General features: G+C 36.3%; 18 protein-coding genes, 1 pseudogene and 2 other annotated features. Of the genes and pseudogenes, 8 read left to right on the top strand and 11 right to left on the bottom strand.

Going from position 1 to position 19,819, the window contains the following annotated elements; translation table 11 throughout:
• Positions 1-322 precede the first annotated feature (322 nt).
• Genes F9U64_RS22120 through F9U64_RS22110 form a run of 3 tightly spaced genes read left to right on the top strand, consistent with a single transcriptional unit; the run spans position 323 to position 2,011 of the window.
• Positions 323-1,138 carry an undecaprenyl-diphosphate phosphatase gene (locus tag F9U64_RS22120; protein ID WP_153407063.1) on the top strand — a complete coding sequence of 272 codons (816 nt, stop codon included), beginning with the start codon at positions 323-325 and terminating at the stop codon, positions 1,136-1,138.
• Between the two features lie 37 nt (positions 1,139-1,175).
• A complete protein-coding gene (locus F9U64_RS22115; protein WP_153407062.1) occupies positions 1,176-1,787 on the top strand; it encodes a DedA family protein in 612 nt (203 codons plus the stop codon).
• A gap of 26 nt (positions 1,788-1,813) precedes the next feature.
• Entirely contained in the window at positions 1,814-2,011 is a 198-nt protein-coding gene (locus tag F9U64_RS22110) for a twin-arginine translocase TatA/TatE family subunit (protein ID WP_153407061.1), read from the top strand.
• A 91-nt stretch (positions 2,012-2,102) separates the two neighbouring features.
• On the opposite strand, the pseudogene F9U64_RS22105 reads toward F9U64_RS22110, so the two are convergent.
• Positions 2,103-3,368 (bottom strand): annotated as a pseudogene (locus F9U64_RS22105) (MFS transporter).
• A gap of 269 nt (positions 3,369-3,637) precedes the next feature.
• Complete coding sequence (locus tag F9U64_RS22095) at positions 3,638-4,615, bottom strand: tRNA dihydrouridine synthase (protein WP_153407059.1); 978 nt, start codon at positions 4,613-4,615, stop codon at positions 3,638-3,640.
• Between the two features lie 413 nt (positions 4,616-5,028).
• On the opposite strand from F9U64_RS22095, the gene F9U64_RS22090 reads away from it, so the two are divergent.
• The gene (locus F9U64_RS22090) at positions 5,029-5,865 is read left to right on the top strand and encodes a helix-turn-helix domain-containing protein (protein ID WP_153407058.1); all 837 of its coding nucleotides are present in this window, start codon (positions 5,029-5,031) and stop codon (positions 5,863-5,865) included.
• Between the two features lie 89 nt (positions 5,866-5,954).
• Here F9U64_RS22090 and F9U64_RS22085 read toward each other — a convergent pair whose 3' ends face one another.
• Together F9U64_RS22085 and F9U64_RS23310 are read right to left on the bottom strand one after the other, a co-directional pair.
• A complete protein-coding gene (locus F9U64_RS22085; RefSeq protein WP_228275859.1) occupies positions 5,955-7,079 on the bottom strand; it encodes a glycoside hydrolase family 2 protein in 1,125 nt (374 codons plus the stop codon).
• A 4-nt stretch (positions 7,080-7,083) separates the two neighbouring features.
• Positions 7,084-7,605: a glycosyl hydrolase 2 galactose-binding domain-containing protein gene (locus F9U64_RS23310; protein ID WP_228275858.1), complete on the bottom strand. Its 522-nt coding sequence runs from the start codon at positions 7,603-7,605 to the stop codon at positions 7,084-7,086.
• 253 nt (positions 7,606-7,858) lie between these two features.
• Here F9U64_RS23310 and F9U64_RS22080 point away from each other — a divergent pair, with 253 nt between their 5' ends.
• The 3 genes from F9U64_RS22080 (at position 7,859) to F9U64_RS22075 (ending at position 9,196) form a co-directional block, all read left to right on the top strand.
• Positions 7,859-8,374 (top strand): class I SAM-dependent methyltransferase, encoded by a 516-nt coding sequence (locus F9U64_RS22080; protein WP_323125867.1) that lies wholly within the window; start codon positions 7,859-7,861, stop codon positions 8,372-8,374.
• Entirely contained in the window at positions 8,371-8,628 is a 258-nt protein-coding gene (locus F9U64_RS23530; protein ID WP_323125866.1) for a hypothetical protein, read from the top strand. Before F9U64_RS22080 ends, F9U64_RS23530 begins: the two co-directional genes overlap by 4 nt.
• Before the next feature lie 133 nt (positions 8,629-8,761).
• Positions 8,762-9,196 carry a DUF2383 domain-containing protein gene (locus tag F9U64_RS22075; protein WP_153407057.1) on the top strand — a complete coding sequence of 145 codons (435 nt, stop codon included), beginning with the start codon at positions 8,762-8,764 and terminating at the stop codon, positions 9,194-9,196.
• Between the two features lie 270 nt (positions 9,197-9,466).
• On the opposite strand, the gene F9U64_RS22070 is transcribed toward F9U64_RS22075, so the two are convergent.
• The 3 genes from F9U64_RS22070 to F9U64_RS22060 form a co-directional block, all read right to left on the bottom strand.
• Complete coding sequence (locus F9U64_RS22070; protein ID WP_153407056.1) at positions 9,467-10,426, bottom strand: arabinan endo-1,5-alpha-L-arabinosidase AbnA; 960 nt, start codon at positions 10,424-10,426, stop codon at positions 9,467-9,469.
• Positions 10,427-10,740: 314 nt separating this feature from the next.
• A complete protein-coding gene (locus F9U64_RS22065; protein WP_228275861.1) occupies positions 10,741-11,694 on the bottom strand; it encodes a pectate lyase family protein in 954 nt (317 codons plus the stop codon).
• 592 nt (positions 11,695-12,286) lie between these two features.
• Positions 12,287-12,916 carry a chloramphenicol phosphotransferase CPT family protein gene (locus F9U64_RS22060; protein WP_153407054.1) on the bottom strand — a complete coding sequence of 210 codons (630 nt, stop codon included), beginning with the start codon at positions 12,914-12,916 and terminating at the stop codon, positions 12,287-12,289.
• A gap of 445 nt (positions 12,917-13,361) precedes the next feature.
• Between F9U64_RS22060 and F9U64_RS22055 the strand changes: the two genes are divergently transcribed.
• Entirely contained in the window at positions 13,362-13,508 is a 147-nt protein-coding gene (locus tag F9U64_RS22055) for a hypothetical protein (protein ID WP_153407053.1), read from the top strand.
• An 8-nt stretch (positions 13,509-13,516) separates the two neighbouring features.
• Here the strand turns inward: F9U64_RS22055 and F9U64_RS22050 are convergent, their stop codons facing one another.
• From F9U64_RS22050 to F9U64_RS22035, 4 genes are all read right to left on the bottom strand, one after another.
• Positions 13,517-14,227 (bottom strand): polysaccharide deacetylase family protein, encoded by a 711-nt coding sequence (locus F9U64_RS22050; RefSeq protein WP_153407052.1) that lies wholly within the window; start codon positions 14,225-14,227, stop codon positions 13,517-13,519.
• Between the two features lie 403 nt (positions 14,228-14,630).
• Entirely contained in the window at positions 14,631-15,107 is a 477-nt protein-coding gene (ilvN, locus tag F9U64_RS22045; RefSeq protein ID WP_153407051.1) for an acetolactate synthase small subunit, read from the bottom strand.
• Positions 15,108-15,112: 5 nt separating this feature from the next.
• Positions 15,113-16,843, bottom strand: a complete 1,731-nt coding sequence (ilvB, locus tag F9U64_RS22040; RefSeq protein ID WP_153407065.1) for a biosynthetic-type acetolactate synthase large subunit — start codon at positions 16,841-16,843, stop codon at positions 15,113-15,115.
• Between the two features lie 92 nt (positions 16,844-16,935).
• Positions 16,936-17,199, bottom strand: a binding site (T-box leader).
• A 71-nt stretch (positions 17,200-17,270) separates the two neighbouring features.
• Positions 17,271-17,534, bottom strand: a binding site (T-box leader).
• A gap of 579 nt (positions 17,535-18,113) precedes the next feature.
• Entirely contained in the window at positions 18,114-18,683 is a 570-nt protein-coding gene (locus tag F9U64_RS22035; protein ID WP_228275857.1) for a VanZ family protein, read from the bottom strand.
• Between the last annotated feature and the right edge of the window lie 1,136 nt (positions 18,684-19,819).

Below are 19,819 nucleotides of genomic sequence, written 5' to 3'. Positions count from 1 at the left end.
CATCGGAACGTATGGATTGAATACGTGAGAAGCGGACGCACAAACCAACGAAGAGATTCGCCGCTTATCATTTGGTGGCTTTTTGAACATCCGCTAAAAGGAGATATTCATAACAATGAAAAACAATGATAATATAAAACAAATAATAGAATGCTATCTAGCAATATTATTCATAAGCTTTCTCTTTTTTGGATCTATCTATATTGCAGGAGAAATTACCGGATCCAATGAAATATTCTCCCATCTGCCCGAGTTCTCTTGGGACATGGTTAACACGTGGAATGAAATTAAAAACAAAAGCAGTTAGAGGAGAGCTAAATTAATGAAAGAAATAATTATTGCGTTTATATTAGGAGTAGTGGAAGGTTTAACAGAATTCGCACCTGTATCATCTACTGGTCACATGATTATTGTCGATGATTTACTACTCCACTCAAAGGAGCTTTTTTCACAGGAAGTTGCCAATACATTTAAGATTGTCATCCAGTTAGGGTCCATCTTAGCAGTAGTGGTTGTATTTAAAGACCGATTCAGGCAATTACTTAACATAGACAACAGCCAAAAAGGCAAAAAGACTTTATCTATAAAACATGTGATTATCGGGTTACTGCCTGCTGGTGCCTTGGGTCTCCTGTTTGACGATTACATCGATGAATACTTATTTTCTATCAATACAGTGATAGTTGGATTACTAGCAGGAGCAGTGTTAATGCTCATTGCTGACTGGAAATCTAAAAAGGGACATGGAAAAATTGATACAATAGATCAGTTAAACATGAAGCAAGCATTTCTAATTGGCTTATTCCAATGTATTTCTTTATGGCCTGGCTTTTCGCGTTCTGGTTCTACCATTTCCGGTGGTGTTATATTAGGAATAAGTCACAGGGCTGCAGCAGACTTTACTTTTATCATGGCTGTTCCGATTATGATGGGAGCAAGCTTCATTTCTCTTTTGGACAATTGGCAGTATTTTACTGCAGAGGTTATCCCTTTCTTTGTGGCCGGCTTTATCAGTGCCTTCATTTTTGCGTTAATTTCCATCAGGTTCTTTTTACGCCTGATTAATAAAATTAAGCTGACACCTTTTGCTATTTATCGAATCGGTTTAGCTTTAATACTATATTTTGTGTTTTTGTAAGTTTTTCTACTAAATCTTGCTTCTTATGGAGGGTAATATGCAGAGCTTTGTAACAAATGTAATGGAGCAGTTCGGATATTTAGGGATTTTTTTCATGATGGCATTGGAAAATCTATTTCCGCCAATACCTTCAGAGGTTGTGCTGCCTTTTAGCGGTTTTATGACCACTTATTCTAATTTAACAATTATCGGTGTTATTATTGCGGCAACGATCGGTTCCGTCGTGGGTGCTGTAGTTCTATACGGCATTGGTTTAATGCTCAATGTTGACCGGCTGGAGAAGCTTATTGACAAATGGGGGCATATCCTGCGATTTTCCAAGAAAGATCTGCATAAGGCTAATGACTGGTTTTCCAAATATGGATATTGGACTATTTTCTTTTGCCGCATGATTCCATTGATAAGAAGCCTGATAAGCATACCGGCTGGAATGAACAGAATGAACTTCTTGCTGTTCCTTCTCTTTACAACAATCGGAACGGTAATATGGAATATTATCTTAATTTACACAGGTGCTCTATTAGGGGAAAATTGGGAAACTATCTTGCAATGGATGGATAATTATTCAGATATTGCTTATGGATTAATCATAATCGGTGTAATAATCGCCATCTATTTTTACTATAAAAAAAGAAAACAACGGGAATAAAGTGAGTAATCAAAGGAGGTTATCAGATGTTATCAAGTATAGGTGTTCCAGGATTAATTCTAATCCTCATAACTGCTTTGGTTATATTCGGCCCTTCCAAATTGCCGGAAATCGGACGGGCATTTGGGCATACATTGAAAGAATTTAAGAAAGCAACGAATGATATAATGGAAGATCACAAAAGCAAAGAGAATACAAAAAATCACAGCTCAAAGAGTGAGTGAAAATGAAGAACTCCTTCCACAGCTATGAAAATTTTTAGCCTTGCCCTATTACTAGGACAAGGCTATGTTAATATTAATAGTTGTATTATATTTAACTGGTTTTTCTCGGTTTTTCTGCTAATAAAGCACATATCATCCCTACTGCAGGAAAGATAAGCGTAAGTAAAATAACGACATTATATCCGCCGAATAAATCAAATCCAACTCCAAAAGGCAATGGGCCAAGGGAAGAACCGATAACCATCATGGTTGCGCCGACTCCATTAATACTGCCAATGTGTTTTCTTCCAAAATAATTCGGCCAAATGACACCAAAAGCTATTCGTTCCAATCCCCCGGCAAGGCCCCATAATAAACCAAATAAGATTGCCATAAAAAAGTTATCGGTGACTAATAATAATAAAAGCACAAAGAATTCAATGATAAAGATAAAAAGCAATACTAAATTTGTTTTTACTTTATCCAGAATAACCCCTGATATTAATGAGATAGGAATACCTACAAATGCCATTAAGCTTAAAACTAATGCAGCCATTTCCAGAGAAAGACCATTTGTATGAAAGATCGATGTGATATGGAATGTGATGCCTGTATTGACCATTGCGGGAATACTGACACAAATCAAAATTGCCCAGAATGCTCTCGTTTTCGTCGCTTCCTTTAATGTAAATTCTTCTTCTGCATCCTCCACTTTCACTGTTAAGGGATCTGGATTATCATCACTTACCGGCCGGTCTAAACCATCTGGCTTTAAACCAATCATTTCAGGCTTGTTCTTGACTCCGAAGAAAGCTATTGGAACGAAGACAAATAATAACAGACAGCCCCAAAACCTCCATGCCGTCTGCCAATCCCATGTTTGGATCAGCCATGTATTAATAATCGGAAAAGACATTGCTCCAGCAAATCCAAAGAGCGCTTTCAATCCGAATGCTCTTCCTCTCTTTTTGACAAACCATTGTGCTACTAAGGTGTTGGGAATTAAGGTCATACTTCCTTGCCCAAGTAGTCGAACGCAAAAGAATCCTAATGCCAGCATTCCAATGCTTTATATAAAGCTGTTATAAAAACATGCAATGGAGAACAATGTTCCAATAATCACCATCATTGTTCTTGGACCAAATCGATCAATAAACCGTCCTACTATTATCATTAATAGTCCTGCAATTAATGTTGCAATAGAATAGACACTGGACACCTCTGTTCTTGACCAGCCAAATTCTTGTATATAGACGTCAATAAACTGGGAATTGGAATAGGTCTGGCCTGGCCCAGAGAAGAACACACCTAATCCGCCAATAATCAGAATGATCCAGCCATAATAAAATTTTTCAAATATTTTTAATTGATACAACATAGTCTACCTCCTTCACGATAAATAGAATGATATTTTTAAAGGGTTGATTTAAAGGAGGATATAGAGGATGATTCAGAAGATGGTGAAAAACATCATTTTTATGATAACACTTACAATTTGGTTTGCAAGTATTGTTTATCCATTTCCAATCTTCGTTAGCTATGCCGTTTACAAATTCTATCAAAGAAAGCACTCACAAACATTGGTATCTGTGAGTGCTTTTTTACATGTAGATTGAGCTAAAGCGCCAGATCAGCTGATTATTTTATTTAATTAATATTATCAACATACATTCTCTCAAACTCATCAAGCAATGTCCGAACTTCATCCGTTGACACTGTTTCCATCAACTGATTTCTAAGTTCGCTCGCTCCGCGGAACCCGCGAACATATATCTTAAAAAAGCGACGCAGCGGCTTAAACAGACGAGGTTCAGTTTGTGAATGTTTATCAAAAAGATCAAGGTGGAGTCTTAAAAGATCAAGCAATTCCTTACTTGTATGCTCTTTCGGTTCTTTTTCAAAGGCGAATGGATTGGTAAAAATACCTCGTCCAATCATTACCCCATCAACACCATACTGTTCGACAAGCTTCAAGCCAGTTTCACGATCAGGAATATCCCCATTGATTGTCAATAGGGTATCTGGTGCTACCTCATCCCGAAGTTTCTTAATCTCCGGAATCAGTTCCCAATGTGCATCAACTTTACTCATTTCCTTTTTCGTACGCAGATGAATAGAAAGATTCACAATGTCTTGTTTCAATATATGTGTAAGCCAGTCACGCCATTCATCTACATCCGTGTAACCCAGTCTTGTCTTCACACTAACAGGCAATCCGCCTGCTTTAGCTGCCTGAATCAGTTCTGCTGCAACTTCCGGACGACGGATAAGACCGCATCCTTTCCCATTTGCTGCTACATTCTGGACAGGACAGCCCATATTGATATCTACACCGCGAAAACCCTCTTTCGCCATTCCAATACTCATTTGGCGGAAAAGCTCTGGTTTATCTCCCCAAATATGGGCTACCATCGGTTGTTCATCTTCTGTAAAAGTCAAACGCCCACGCACACTCTGGTGCCCGTTTGGATGACAATAGCTTTCCGTATTTGTAAACTCTGTGAAAAATACATCAGGTCGCCCTGCTTCGCTTACTACATGGCGAAAAACAACATCTGTTACATCTTCCATTGGTGCTAATATAAAAAACGGTCGTGGTAATTCACGCCAAAAATTATCTGTCATAAAACTCCAATCCTCTCATTATCGATGCATCAGGAAATCCTCTGATATTTCCATCAAAAATAAAAAGCAAAGAGAACTCTGCTTCTTTACACTTATACCATGTTTGGATACTTTTTATCAAACGATCGAAATAGTGATCATTGTCCTTGTCAGGAAGGAAAAATACACTTCTGACAGTAGCATATTATACTTCATGATAGGCATGTTGTCTAACTGTTTTTTAAATGACTGTTTACATATCTTTGTACCGCTGTGAAAAGATTGCGAAGAATCATTCACAATTGAGAACCCAATTTAATGAATATATAAAAGTACTCCTTTCATGTCAAATAGTAATATTCTATCGCGCTCCAAAATTCTTTTGATATAATAGGTTAAAAATAAGATTGCTAAAATCTGGAGTTGATATACCCATGGATAATTTAAATATTTTTAATGAGCTATCAGAGCTTGTCACACTTCGGATCAATTCATGCAGTGAAGTAGTGCATGTAAATAGTTGGATTGAGAGAAGACAACATAAAGATTATGACTTATGGTACATTCAAGAAGGACAAATAGAAATTCGGATACGAGACGAGGTACATATCGCTTCTGAAGGAGAATTAATTCTTTACAGTCCACAAGTTTCCTACACTGCCACAACTCTTAGTGATCACTGCAAATTTATCTTTATCCATTTTGACCTTAGTCTTGGGAACCATCTCCAAATATTAGATAATTTTCAGCTTTCGGGCATAATGAACAGTATGCTTGTTGAAGAGGAAATTCGACTTTTTGTGGAGACGTATGACCTGTATAAGCAGAACAAACCAATGTCCGAGATACGGTTAAAAGGATGTTTGACGATTCTAATTGCCAAAATCATGGAACAATACGAACTTAAGCAATATCGAGGGGAATTTACGCAAGATCCAATCAATCAAAAACAGGCCAAGTACTTGGATAAACTTCAGCCTGTATTTGATTTTGTCCATAAACAGATTCACCAAAACCTGAAAGTTGGGGAGCTTGCCAGGCTAGCTGGTATGTCGGAGAAATATTTTATCACTTATTTTAAACAGACACTAGGTGTGACACCAGGTCGATATATTTACCAATTAAAAATGAAGCGTGCTCGAGAATTACTTTATAATAAACAGTACTCCATTCAACAAATTGCAAGTATGCTCGGATACCCTGATCCTTACAGTTTCTCTAAAGCCTTTAAGAAATATTATAAAGTACCGCCTTCTGAATTTGTTTCTTAATTTTTTATTAGAACAAAGATAAAAAAGCCGTTTTAAACTGAAAGAACGGCTTTTAAGAACCACATATATTGGTCTATCTTCAACTAATCCTAATTAGCATGGAAAATCTCTTTTACAGTATGATAAGCAAGCTTCTCCCTCCGATAAATATCTACTAATCCTTTGTTATTCTGGGATTTCGGCCTTCCATGAAACCATCCATTATCTACTCGGCAGTCTGCATATTGCCAGATAATCACACCACTCAAATCTTCGTCAGACAAAATGGATGTTACTTGCTCAGATAATGCAAGCTGCTGGTATTCTTCTGTCCATTTTTCATGATTGTTACTTCGATGGCCATAAATAGCACCAGCTCCAATTTCACTTATCAATAATGGTTTCCCTGCCCCTCCCGTATCATTAATTGATTTTTTAAGATGAGTCAATGAATCTTTTACAGGAGTATCATGATACCAGCGTGGATAGATATTAAAGGATACAATATCAACCAGATCCAGACACATATCTGAACCTATATGAGCTTCAAGACTGGCAAAAGTGACCGGACGACTGGAATCAAGGCTCCTGATCAATTCAAACTGTTTGGCATAGCACGATCTCCCAAATTCCGTGTTGCTGACACATTCATTTAAAATGCCCCACACATAGATAGATGGGTGGTTGATATGATTCTCAATCATTTCTCTTATACAATCCAAACTCTGTTTTTCAAAGTTTTTGTGTCTCATCTGCTCTTCATTTAATCCTCTGGCATGAGATTCTTCCCATACTAAAATCCCATTTTCATCACATAAATCCAGGAACCGCTCATCATTCGGATAATGACTGGTACGAACACAATTGGCACCTAATGACTTAATGATTTCGATATCACGATACATTGCTTCAATCGGAATCGCACAACCAAATTCTGCATAATCTTCGTGACGGTTTACACCTTTTATCACCACTTTTTCTCCATTAAACAGAATATCCTTCCCGCTGACTTTTATTTCCCGGAAGCCTACTCTGTCTATTAAATCATCAACTACTCTATTATCTGATACAAGCCTGGTTTCCATCATATACAGATTAGGATTTTCCAATGTGTAGGCAGTTGCAGAAGGAAATTCAAAGGTATTCTTTAATAATGTTTCCGCATTAGGCTGGAGTACTTTATCAGTAAACGAAACCTCGTCATCTCCGATCTTAATATTCAATGTTACATTCATTTCTTCATGCACTGATAGACGCATACCATTTGTCATTTTCCCGGTATGGAATGAAATGGACATTTCTTATAAACATTTCATCTATCTCTTCCATTACTACCGGACGGATAATCCCCCCATAAGAATAATAATCATTGCTAACATGCAGAGCTGACTCTTCATGAAATGTATTATCAACCTTCACCTCGAGTAAATGTTCACCAAAAGGGATATTCTCTAATAGAACGCTGAATTCTGTATATGCATTATAATGGTATGCAATCTGCTTTTTGTCGAGGTAAACGTGTGCGGTATGGCTGATTCCTTTGAATACCAGTCGCACATTTCCACCAAAGGTCACCTTCTTAGAATATAGCGCTTTACCCTTATAGGAAACCAGTTCCGGATTGCTCTCCCAACAAGCCGGAACAATCATTTGGAATAGCTTCTGCTTTTCCTCTTCTGCATCCAAGGTATGAAAATCCCAGACAGGATCAAGCGGGATTTCTTTACGTACATGATGATTCTGAAATAATCTTGTATTCATAATATTCCTCCATATCATTAGTTATCTATAATTATAGAAAACGGATACAATAATTAGAATGCGAGAAAGTAATTTATTCATGTCAAAAAGTAATATTATATGGTCCAATTTTTAAAATGGAATGAAAGGTAACATCTATTCCGTTATAGGGAACAGGGAACATAACTTTTGAAATATTTACATTAAATAATATATTAAGCTATTATTAAGTTATAAGTTGGAATTTAATGAAGAAAAAGCGGAGGGGATAAAGGTGGATATTAAGTCAACAGTTCAAGACCAGTTTGGAAAAACGGCAAGTGATTATGTATCAAGTGACCTTCACCGAAACGGAGCCGATCTCCCATTTATTGTGAAGATGGCAGAGTTAACAGGAGAAGAAAAAGTTCTCGATGTTGCGACAGGTGGTGGACACACAGCCAATGCCCTGGCTCCTTTCGCAAAAAAAGTTACTGCTTTTGACTTAACAAAGGAAATGTTAGCAGCTGCTGAACAATTTATTACTTCTAACGGACATAACAATGTTACATATGTTCAAGGAGATGCGGAAAAAATGCCATTTGCTGATGAATCATTTGATGTTGTTACCTGCCGTATTGCCCCTCACCATTTTCCGAATATTGATTTCTTTATAGCCGAAGTTTATCGGGTCTTAAAACAAGGAGGCCGTTTCCTGTTAGATGATAATGTCGCACCAGAAAACGATGAGTGGGACCAGTTTTATAATACGGTAGAAAAAAACGGGATCCAAGCCACAGCAGAGCTTTGAAAAAGTCAGAATGGCTGCAAAAAATTGAACTAAGCGGATTTGAAATTAGTGAGTGGATCGGCTTTCGTAAAACCTTTGAATTTGAAAGCTGGTTTAATCGTATGAAACAGCCTGAAGACGTAAAAGAGATGTTAAACAGCTATATCATGACGGCCAGTCCTGCTATCCATAAAAAGTTCCGTGTAAAAGTAAACAATGATACTGTTCAATCCTTTGAAGGAGAATCTATATTAATTAATGCAATTAAATACTAAAAGAAAGGGTGAAGGCAGATATTTGCCGATCACCTTCTTTTTTGTATCCATTTTTATCATTTAATAGTTGGTATGAAGCCCATTTATCTTGCTAATACTAAAACCAACTATCACATGGAAAGGATTGAATTCATTGGAAAATCAGATAGTGATAAAAACCCTCAACAAGTTTTTACAAGGGCAATATATGGGGATACATTTTTATGAAGAATTTATTAAAGAACTTGATGACTCTTCTCCCATTCGTAATAGATTTATCTCTATCCAAAAAGACTTAAAACATCATGCAGACATGCTTTCAGAACGAATCCAGGAGCTCCACGGCACACCAGAAACTAGTGAAGGTATAATCGGTAAAGTGGAACTTTTCATTAGCCAAATATTTGATAAACCAAATGATGAAAAAGAAATTTTAAAGCATGCAATTAAAGGAGAAAATCTCTATGGAATAAAAATGGCTGAGAAATTAGTTCATAATAAGCTTGATAAGAAAAGCCTTGACCTTGTTCATAAAATTTTGGATAAGCAAAGAGAGCATGTAGATTATTTGAAATCTGAACTGCACTGATACATAAATTAAATTAACTAACTTCTGGGGGATATTGGATTTGGAACGCCTATTCCTCCAATTATAATTAATTCGACTTTAGACTTTACTTTGTGGTAAAAATCAAAATATACCCCTTTAAATGAAAAGGTTTATGGCTATCTTTTTTAGCCGCTTCATGACTCGGTTCCCTTATTTCATGCATAATGGATCCCCATTAGAGTTTTAAACAGAGTCTTTTCTGACATCATGCAAAAATTATCAAGTTATATGAAATATATGTGATCATAATTAATACGTAGGCCAACCTTGACTGTCCCAATATAAATCATTAATTAACAGGCTTGGCAGACCATTTCGATCAGCGTCATAAGCATGACGTACAAAAATATTATTATTTAGTACATCCTGATGACCAGGACCGATCCATTTATCATTACCAGAATCAAAGATTGTTCCACCGCCGTAAAGCATATTGTTTCCTGATTTGTCCAGGTAAGGTCCTGTTATGTCTGTTGAACGGCCAACAGCTACTTTATACGTACTGTTCAAACCATCGCAACACTTATCGAAGGAAACGAATAAGTAATAGTATCCGTCTCTATACGTAATGCTTGGTGCTTCGATTGCTCCTTCTGGATGATTAGGTCTAGCAGCTATGGAATAGGTTTGACCAGTAGGCTTCATCGTCCGGGCATCCAGTTTCGTTAATTTTATCCCGCTCCAATGAGAACCATAGGATAACCAGGGCTGACCATGTTCATCGATCACTAAATCTCCATCAATCGCATTATAATTATCATTGGTTGTCGAACGAACGACAAGTCCATCATCTCTCCAGTTCCCCGATGCAATACTTTCTGTTGACAATAACCCTATTAGAGATTGGTTTGATCCAAAAGAAGAGACAGAGTAATACAGCCAATAGCGACCATTGAAATATTGGATGTCCGGAGCCCATTGAGCACTGGTATGGTTAGGTACATACTGACGCCACCAGTTTACAGGTTGAGGGAAAACAACCGGTGCTTCATTCCAATTGCGTCCATCATGTGAGTAGATTACACGTATCCCATTTTTATCAACTTCACCTGTACCAAATGTCCACCAGGTGTCCCCTTCTTTAATCATCGAAGGATCATGTATCATTGGATGTTCATCCATCTCCCAGAATGCTGCTGATACAGAAGCACTGCCTGCACCAAAGAAAATTAAACCAAAAAAGATTACCTTCCAATACACTTTTTGCATCGGCCTCATCATCTCCCTTTATATTTGAAGACGCTTATAAATGAAAGCGCCTTCTTATAAAGATTTTAACACAAGGTATTCTAAAAGTTAATCAAAAAAATTATAAAGTCTTTCAATTAACCATTATATTAATCATTACTGGAAGTTACATCTTAGAATACGTTGCTTTCTCATATTGTTACGTTCTATCTTTTTTGTTCTATTAAAAGTGCAATCCCTATTCGGTAAATCAAGCATCACAGCTAGTCCCTAAAACTTAAATCGCCCATAGAAAAAAGGCCCAGCTTGTGAAAAGTTGGACCTCTTTTATACTCTTAAGGCTGAACCACTCCAACACCCGCAAACTGAGATACCATTGCTTTGACATCTTGTACAGGAGTTAAATCATAATTATAAGATACAGTATAATTAGTTGTGGAAGAAGTTGGCTGACTTCCTGTACTATTCAAGTATAAGTTATTCGACACATTCCAATAACCTGGCTCGTCACTGTACCAATAACCTAATGGATCTTTTGAGTTTTCGAAGACATTGTTCTCTACCAACAGTTCTGCTCCCATGCGTGCATTAATACCCGTATCAATGATCCCTTCAAAATAGTTATTATACAGATGCCCTTCTCCATAACGGAAAGCAGGGACACGTGAGTTTAGGTTTTCAAAATGGTTATGATGGAAAGTGATGTTGCGATCTCCATCATCACTGTCAGAAGATCCCATTAGCATTGATTTCCAGCTGTCATGGACATAATTCCAGGAGAAGGTGATATTATGTGCATTTTTCTTTACATCAAATAACCCATCATAATAGTCTTTGTCCACATTTAAATCATTATACAATTCGTTATGGTCTACCCAGATATTATTAGATGGTCCTTCTATACTGATGGCATCTTTATCGCCAGCCCTTACTTCATGGATGGTGAGATTTCGAATGATCACATTATCTGCCCGCCATACCTTTATACCAATTCCATCAAATTCCCCGTTCGTTCCAACCCCGATGATCGATACATCGGAAATATCCTTAATATTAATTTTACTGTCTGAAGTATTGTCAGGTGTTATGGTTCCATCGACATAGATTTTTAATGGCGTGTTATCGTCCTTATCCTTTAAGGCTTGAATGATTTGGTCACCAGTAGAAACAGTTACCGTATCTCCGCCTTCACCGCCAGTTGTTCCACCATCAAATGTAGCAAACCCTGTCATACTGAAGTTAGGAGTACTTGCAGATACAGATTGTAAAGAGAAACCTAAAGACAACATAATGATGAGACTTGTGAAAAATACTTTTGCATTTTTTCTAATCAATTCTCTCACATCCTTTTTAGATTTTTATTTATCTGTTTATTCCTGGTGTCCTACATCATCCCTCCTTCCAAAATATCAACTAAACCATATCACGAAAACGCTTACATTAGTATAATCATTTCTTCATATATTTATAAATTTAGATAATTTATACCAAATATTGCACTGGATTTTATTAAATACAGATCATTTTTACTATAAAAAATGGATATAAAACCTTATTTTCACAAAACTAATATTTATTAATAGAAAGATTCATTTTTCATAATCTAATATAATGATTATTAATTTTATTGGTTTTTAATCTACTAATAAATATTCAAAATGTGAGAGTACGAAACAAGCCTATTTTAAGTGCAATAAATCTTTCATTTACAAAACTTATTCGCTCCAATGGATTGAAACTGTTCAATAATTTTTCGTTCCACGAATAGGTAACTACTTTTATTTACGGAAATTATTAATCTTTTGCAAAAAGGAAGGCAATCATTCCTCGATGATCACCTTATTTAACTCTTCCACCCTTAGTTGAACAAGAAATATAGTTTTAATTTTCTCTACTCATATCTGCAATTTGTTTAAATGCAGTACCATATGGCTCTGTTTCTAATCGGATTCGGATAGCATCTGCACATTCTTCAGAGCTTAAAACCGATGTATCAAGTTCTAAATCGTAAATACCCGGCACATGAACGGAATTTTGCCATAGAATCACGGGTTGCGGTACGTCCCCATTTTCTGTGTACCCGTTGTTCCAAGTTTCAATTCTTCGCTCCATGACAACATCTAAGGGACACCGGACACCTGTAAATAACACAGGGAAGTCCTTTAAAAGGTTGGCACAATTATAAAGAATACCCCTCCGAGCTGAATAGAAATCATGATGCCCAACATCAACCACAACGTTTACACCTAAACGACTGTGTGCAGCAATTGACTCGTACATGGCTTGATATAAAGTAACAATTAAAGGCTCTAAATCAGGACGTTCTCCCCCTGGTCTTAGACCAATTCCTGGTTGATACTGTTTAGGGGTCATTTTCATAAACGTATCAACACCAAGATTCATCCATACCCCATCAAAAGTATTCTGGACAACCGTTGCAATACTTGATTTTCCAGACCGAGGAGCTCCGTTTAGAATCACAATATTTCCGAGTTTATTAGTAGTTGGCACTCCACATCCTCCTCTTATCTTAATTGTACTCTATAAAGAATAAAACTATTTTATTATTATTGAATTAACCTGCCCGTTAAGTAAAAAAATTAACAATGCTTTTGTCTTCATACTTAAATCATATCAGGAAATAAAGAATTATTGGTTTTACTCTCCACAATTACGGAAATGACTTGTTGCGCATTATAAGATGTAATACAAGAGCACTACAAATTCAGCCGCTTTCTACAGACTGATTTGTTCTATAAAATACTGGTAAGATGATGGTTATAGACTGCATATTCCTCTAACTAAGATTAATTCGACTTTCCTTTGCTTCTCGGTAAAATCTCGTATCATATTTCTTTTTTAAGTTTAAAACGAGCATTTATTGTATAGTGATTCAGTGCACCCTTTTGATATAATCTCTCTAACCTCAATTAAATAGATGAGGGGTATGCAGCACATGGCAGCACTTGACTTTGTTCTGCTAATGTTAGCATTGCCAGATGTTATTCCAGTAAAAACAAACTCGTTGGATACAAGCTGTTCAATTCAGCTAAGGCGGAAACAGTTTAATAAGAAAACTAAATACATTGACAGTCCTTTTTAATGTTTGAATCATCTATGAACTCCTAATTCCTGAAGTTCATTGACAGTTACAAACGTATATCCTTTGTTTATTAGTTCTTGTAAGACCCCTTCGATTGCTTGAAGTTCTTTGCCAGTGTTATCATACATTGGATGCATCAAGATAATTGAACCTGGTTTAATATTATCCTTCACGTAATTTATCTTGTCAGAAGCAGTGGTGTAATAACTATCTGGTTCAATATTCCAGGTTATAGTGTCTCTATTGTGTTTATTTAGGTAATACGGCAATCCTGCCAGTTTTTTTCCGTTTGGTGGTCGAAAGTCAATTTCACCTTTATATCCAGCCTTTTGAATTAGTTGGTCTGTTTTTTCTATTTCTTCTTTGATATTGGAAGGAGTTTTGAATACCATTCGAATATGAGAATAAGTATGATTTCCAATTTGGTGTCCTGCATCTACAATTTCTTTGGCTTCCTCTGGGTGTTTTTCTATTTCTTCACCAACTAGAAAAAAGGTAGCTTTTGCATTGTATTTGTCCAACAGTGTTAAAATCTGATTTACATTCTTCGTTGGACCATCATCAAAAGTCAAAGCAACTACCTTTTGATGTGTCTCCACTTGATCGGTTAAACCTCCAAATAACTGGTATGTTCTCGAATTCATTAATTTATATGTACCAAGTAGCAGGATGAAAACTAACAGAATCCCTATTCCAAAAAATATTAATTTCTTTTTCATATAATTACCTCCTTTCTTTTTATAAGTTGTTTGAAACAATTGCCCATTTTCGCATTTCAACCCTCTCAAGAAAATCTTTATCTTAACCTCTGTATTCCTATCGATATTGATTCGAATGCCCTTCATCTAAAATGTCACTTTCGACACCAGGAACCTTGCCTGCCGGACGATAATACAGGTTCGTTACGGTCATGCCCGTATTCATTGGCTAAATTTAGGTTAGTTGGGTCGAGTTGTTGACTAGTAAAGATAGAAAACGATCAAACCTTTTTGTGAAAAATGGATAATGCTTCATGAAGAAAAAAAACCGTTTTGATTAAGCTTTTTTTCAAAACGGATTCATTCTATATTAAAGTAAAATGGATATTAGAGTGTTTTATACAATGCTACTCTTGCTTTCACTTTACTTTTCCATCGCCATTACACCAGTTCGAGACAACTGACATAATCCATAAGGTGTCAATTGTGCCACAATTTCATCAATCCTTTCTGTATCTCCAACAGCCTGAATAATCATTGTCTTTGAACCGATGTCTAACACAGTTGCGTGGTTTTTTTCCACTAGATTTAAAATTTCTCCGTACCGATTTGGCTCTACATTCATTTTTATAAAAGCTAATTCGCTAGTAACCGTTTTTTTCGGACGGAGAAGTGTAGCTTCAAAGACTTCCATTAATTTTTGCAGTTGAAAGATGATCTGATCTACTTGACTTTCATCACAAATGGTAATGATGGTGATTCGGGATAAACCAGTTTCTTCAGAAGGTCCGACTGTTATACTTTCCATATTATATCCACGCCTTGTAAAAAGACTTGTTATTCTTTGCATAACGCCTGGATGATCTTTAACTAATAATGAGATTGTTTTTTGATTTTCCATGATATTTATCCCTCCATCTTCATTTCGCTAAGAGTTGTTCCTTGTAAAACCATGGGTAAGACCACCTCTTCTTTAGGTACAACGAAATCAATTAAGACCGGACCCTGAGTCTCCAATGCTTCTTTCCACACGCACCGTGCTTCTTCTTTTGTTTTTGCCTGAAGTCCTTTTACTCCATATGCTTTTGCCAATTGAACAAAGTCTACACTTCCAGATAAGTCTATATGACTATAACGTTCTTCGTATACAATTTCCTGCCATTGCCGTACCATTCCCAGCACTTGATTATTTATGATTACCACTTTTACCGGAATGTTATGAATCGCGCAAATGGCTAATTCCTGAGCACACATCTGCATGCCGCCATCCCCATTAATGGAAATAACTAAACGATTTGGATTTCCAATTTGTGCTCCAATGGCAGAAGGCAAACCAAACCCCATTGTACCAAGTCCTCCAGAAGTAATGATGGAGCGCGGGTGATTGAATTTATAAAATTGAGCTGCCCACATTTGATGCTGCCCTACATCAGTAGTGATAATGGCTTCCCCGCCTGTTGTTTCGTTAATCATTTCAATTACATACTGTGGCTTTAGTACCTGATCATCATCTTGATATTTCAACGGAAACTTCTGTTTATTTTTCATGATTTGATTGATCCATTCATCCGATTGAGCAGGCTTGACTGTTCCGTTAGCTAATGCTAACACCGCCTTTATATCACCAAGACAAGGAAATTCGGTTTTAATGTTTTTTCCAATTTCAGATCTGTCGATATCGAGGTGGGCAATCTTTGCATTCGGCGCAAACCCATCCAATTTCATCGTTACCCGATCGTCAAAGCGGGCACCAATACTTATTAACAAATCACTATTTTGTATTGCCGTATTCGCTGTATATGTTCCGTGCATACCTGGCATCCCCATCGATAACGGGTGTCCACTTGGGAATCCATCTAATCCAAGAAGGGTAGTGGTAACAGGTATTTGTGTTTTATTGACAAATTCTAATAGTTCCTCATGTGCTCCAGAATGAACGACACCAGCACCAGCAATTATTACTGGACGTTTAGCCTCTTCGATTGCTTTTAGCAAATTTTCTACCTGTCGCATATCAAGCTGCGGGTTAGGTTGATAGCCGCGGATTTCGATTTCCTCCGGGTATTTAAAGTTCGTTTTGTTAGATGAAACATCCTTTGGTATGTCAATCAACACAGGTCCTTTTCTGCCAGTGGATGCAATATAAAATGCCTCACGAATGATTCTTGGAAGGTCCTCAACATCCCGTACCTGATAACTGTGTTTGGTTATAGGCATAGTAATACCAATAGTATCAGCTTCCTGGAAAGCATCACTTCCAATGGCAGAAGTCGCAACATTGCCGGTGATAATAATCATTGGAACTGAGTCCATATATGCAGTGGCTATTCCCGTCACGAGATTGGTTGCACCTGGCCCCGATGTAGCAAGACATACACCAGGCTTACCCGTTGCTCTTGCATAACCATCAGCAGCATGAATTGCCCCCTGCTCATGACGTGTTAAAACGTGATTAAAATCTTTGTTTCCATGCATTGCATCATAAATGTATAATACAGCTCCTCCAGGATAACCGAAGACACAATCTACTCCTTCTAATAGCAGCGAACGAAGTAAAATTTCAGAACCGTTTATATAATCAGACTGTAACAATTTTTCTCGATATTCTTCGTTAAATAAATTCATTTTGCTTTCCATTCTCATTAGTCATCATCCTCCAAAAGTTTATGATTGAATTTATTCAAAAAACAAAAAACCTCCTCCATCCACATACACGCAGGAATTGCGTATAAAGGGACGAAAGAGGTTGACTTCCGTGTTACCACCCTGATTTGTTACATGCCTCACAGCATATAACCTCAGAAGGTTTCAAACTTTTGAAACCATTGACACAATAACGGGTGCCTTCCGGTATTCCTTACTTTTCATAAGTGTTGTTCAGGAACACAGCTTAGAGGCGACTGCGAAATCAGGGATTATGGCAAAGGTTCCAGCAAATCCTTTGCTCTCTGTACATAAGAGCCCTGTTTCTTGATCCTCTTCGTGGCTTAATTCTTATCATATTAAATCGAAAAATATTAAATTAAAAAACCTCTTTCATCCCCATACACGCAGGAATTGCGTATATAGGGACGAAAGAGGTTAACTTCCGTGGTACCACCCTGATTTGTTATATGCCTCACAGCATATAACCTCAGAAGGTTTCAAACTTTTGAAACCATTGACACAATAACGGGTGCCTTCCGGTATTCCTTACTATTCATAAATGTTGCTCAGGAACACAGCTCAGAGGCGACTGTGAAATCAGGGATTATGGCAAAGGTTCCAGCAAATCCTTTGCTCTCTGTACATAAGAGCCTAATTTCTTAATCCTCATCATAGCTTAGAATTTTAATTATTCTGAATCATATAATAGTTTTGTGAATATGTCAAGAGGACGTATAGCCAAAATATATCGGACTCCTGATGCGTATCCTATTGGACAACGTCTTAACTTGAAGAGATTCAGGGAGGGATTACTAGGAACAATATAAAGACAAAAAGTATCTTATTCTTTTTCAAATAGTCCATAGTCAATATCCTTTCTAACATTAATCCTTCTCATTATCCCGCTAACCTGCCACGCTATTATATGTGAACAAATTCCCAAAGTGACATAACTTCATACTTAAATCATACCAGAAGATAAAAGAATTATTGGTCTTTTGTGACCGCTTGAAAGAGTTGACACAGTTCTTGCTTGATAAAATGAAACACTTTTTTTCCAGTTTAGACTTCCATTTTTTAAGATAAAGCGTGTATGATGGTCTTAACTATAATGCAAACAATATCGTTTTTGCATTTATCGATGCTCAGAAAAATTTTATATACACTAATAATTATACACGGTAACAAAATTTTGCTTGTTGCACTAACGGGGCAGTTTAGTTGAAGAAAAGAATTGGTAAATGCGCATTAATATCGATAATTAATCAATTGTGAGTGTTTTTAGCAGGTATGGAGTGATTGTACTGTTAAATACCCACGCTATAAGGAACATCAGCACGGAAAACCCCAAAATGGACAATCCCATAGTAACGAAATACTTACTTGAAGTATTCATACGTACACTTACTCGATATGAACAGAACCCAATTGTTGCTCCCATTGTATTTATAACAATATCTGTTAAATCAAAGCTACCTAAATAAGTTACCATTTGTAAAATTTCCAAGCATAGAATAAAAAACACAAACAAGAAAATAAACTGAAAGTATGATTTTATATGTTTTTCAAACACCATTGGAACAAGTATTCCAAACGGAACAAATGCTAAAAGGTTACCAAGAGAAAATATCCATAGTTTAATAATATCTATTGAAAAATGGTTAGGCAGCCACAAAGGAATACTAATAAATTCAAATGAATACCGAAATTCTCGCACCTCTACAAGCCGTTGCGGACGGCCAAATCCGAAAAACATGAAGTATACCAATAGTGCTATATACATGCCAAAGAGTATAAATAGATATTTATTATTATTTTTTTGTTTTGTCAACTTTAACATCACCTTTAAAGTATAGAAATCGAAATTTATCTGTTGCACTTTATATAAAATACATAAACGACCCAAATTATATTATACAATACCAAATTATTATTCCCATCAGTTTTATGCAAAGACTAAAGGGTAGCTTTCCTTGAATAAGGAATTACGCTTTGTTTCATTTTAAAAGTATAGAAAAGAACCTTGGCTATTAAGCTAACGGGTGCTTTACTTAAACAAAGAAATAAAAGAAAGAGCTGGAATTATGCAAGTTCTTGTACATTACTTGTTGTATAGGCTCTTTTTTTAATACTGCGTGTATGAATTATTCGTCATATGGATCACGGTAGGTTTTTAATTAAAATTCCAATTAAATGTGTCATTTATTTGAGCAATAACCGAATTAATCATAGTTAAGGGTTTATGCGGTCTGAAGACAGCAGAAGATAAAAATCAATAGTACTGCATAATTCCACTCCGCAATAGATTGTATTTAAAATATTGGAAAAAGCTGTGACCGTCAAGTAAAATGATACAAAAGGCTACTGATCCATATGTCTCTAGCCTAAGGGGATAGGAGGGATAAAATGGACATAATTATACTTTTTATAAACATGATAGCTGGTGTTACCAACTGTATCACAAGCTTATTAAGAGTTATGTTTCCAAAATTATCTCCAAAGATCGGAGTATATCTTATCAGTATGAGTAAGATTACTTATACATCATTGTGTTCCAACAAATATATATCATTTAATAGTCTAAGGGCTCTATAAGCAGCTGCAAAGATATACGATATTATAGACAATTATTCTTCCAAAAAATCAAAAACACACCACCCAATAATAGGTGGCGTGTTTTTATGGTATCTTTATTCATATGCTTGTGAATTTTTCACTTACGAAATACATAAGTGATTTCTATATATACATCTGAAGATACTAAATCATTTTTAGATGTAGATCATGTAAACGGTCATTCTGTGGTACACTCTTTCTCATTAGGTGATAAATAATATGTCAGAGGTGGTACATTTCACTGGCAGTATTCACCTATTTATCTAGAAGATTTTGGTATGTCAACACTAAATCGAACAAATTTTTAAAGGTTGATTAACTTGTATTCAGTCGGTGTTAAATAATCTAATG

The sequence above is a fragment of the Gracilibacillus oryzae genome, from assembly GCF_009498735.1.
Classification (GTDB): Bacteria; Bacillota; Bacilli; order Bacillales; family Amphibacillaceae; genus Gracilibacillus; species Gracilibacillus oryzae.
This window is presented reverse-complemented; position numbering and strand designations above follow the sequence as displayed.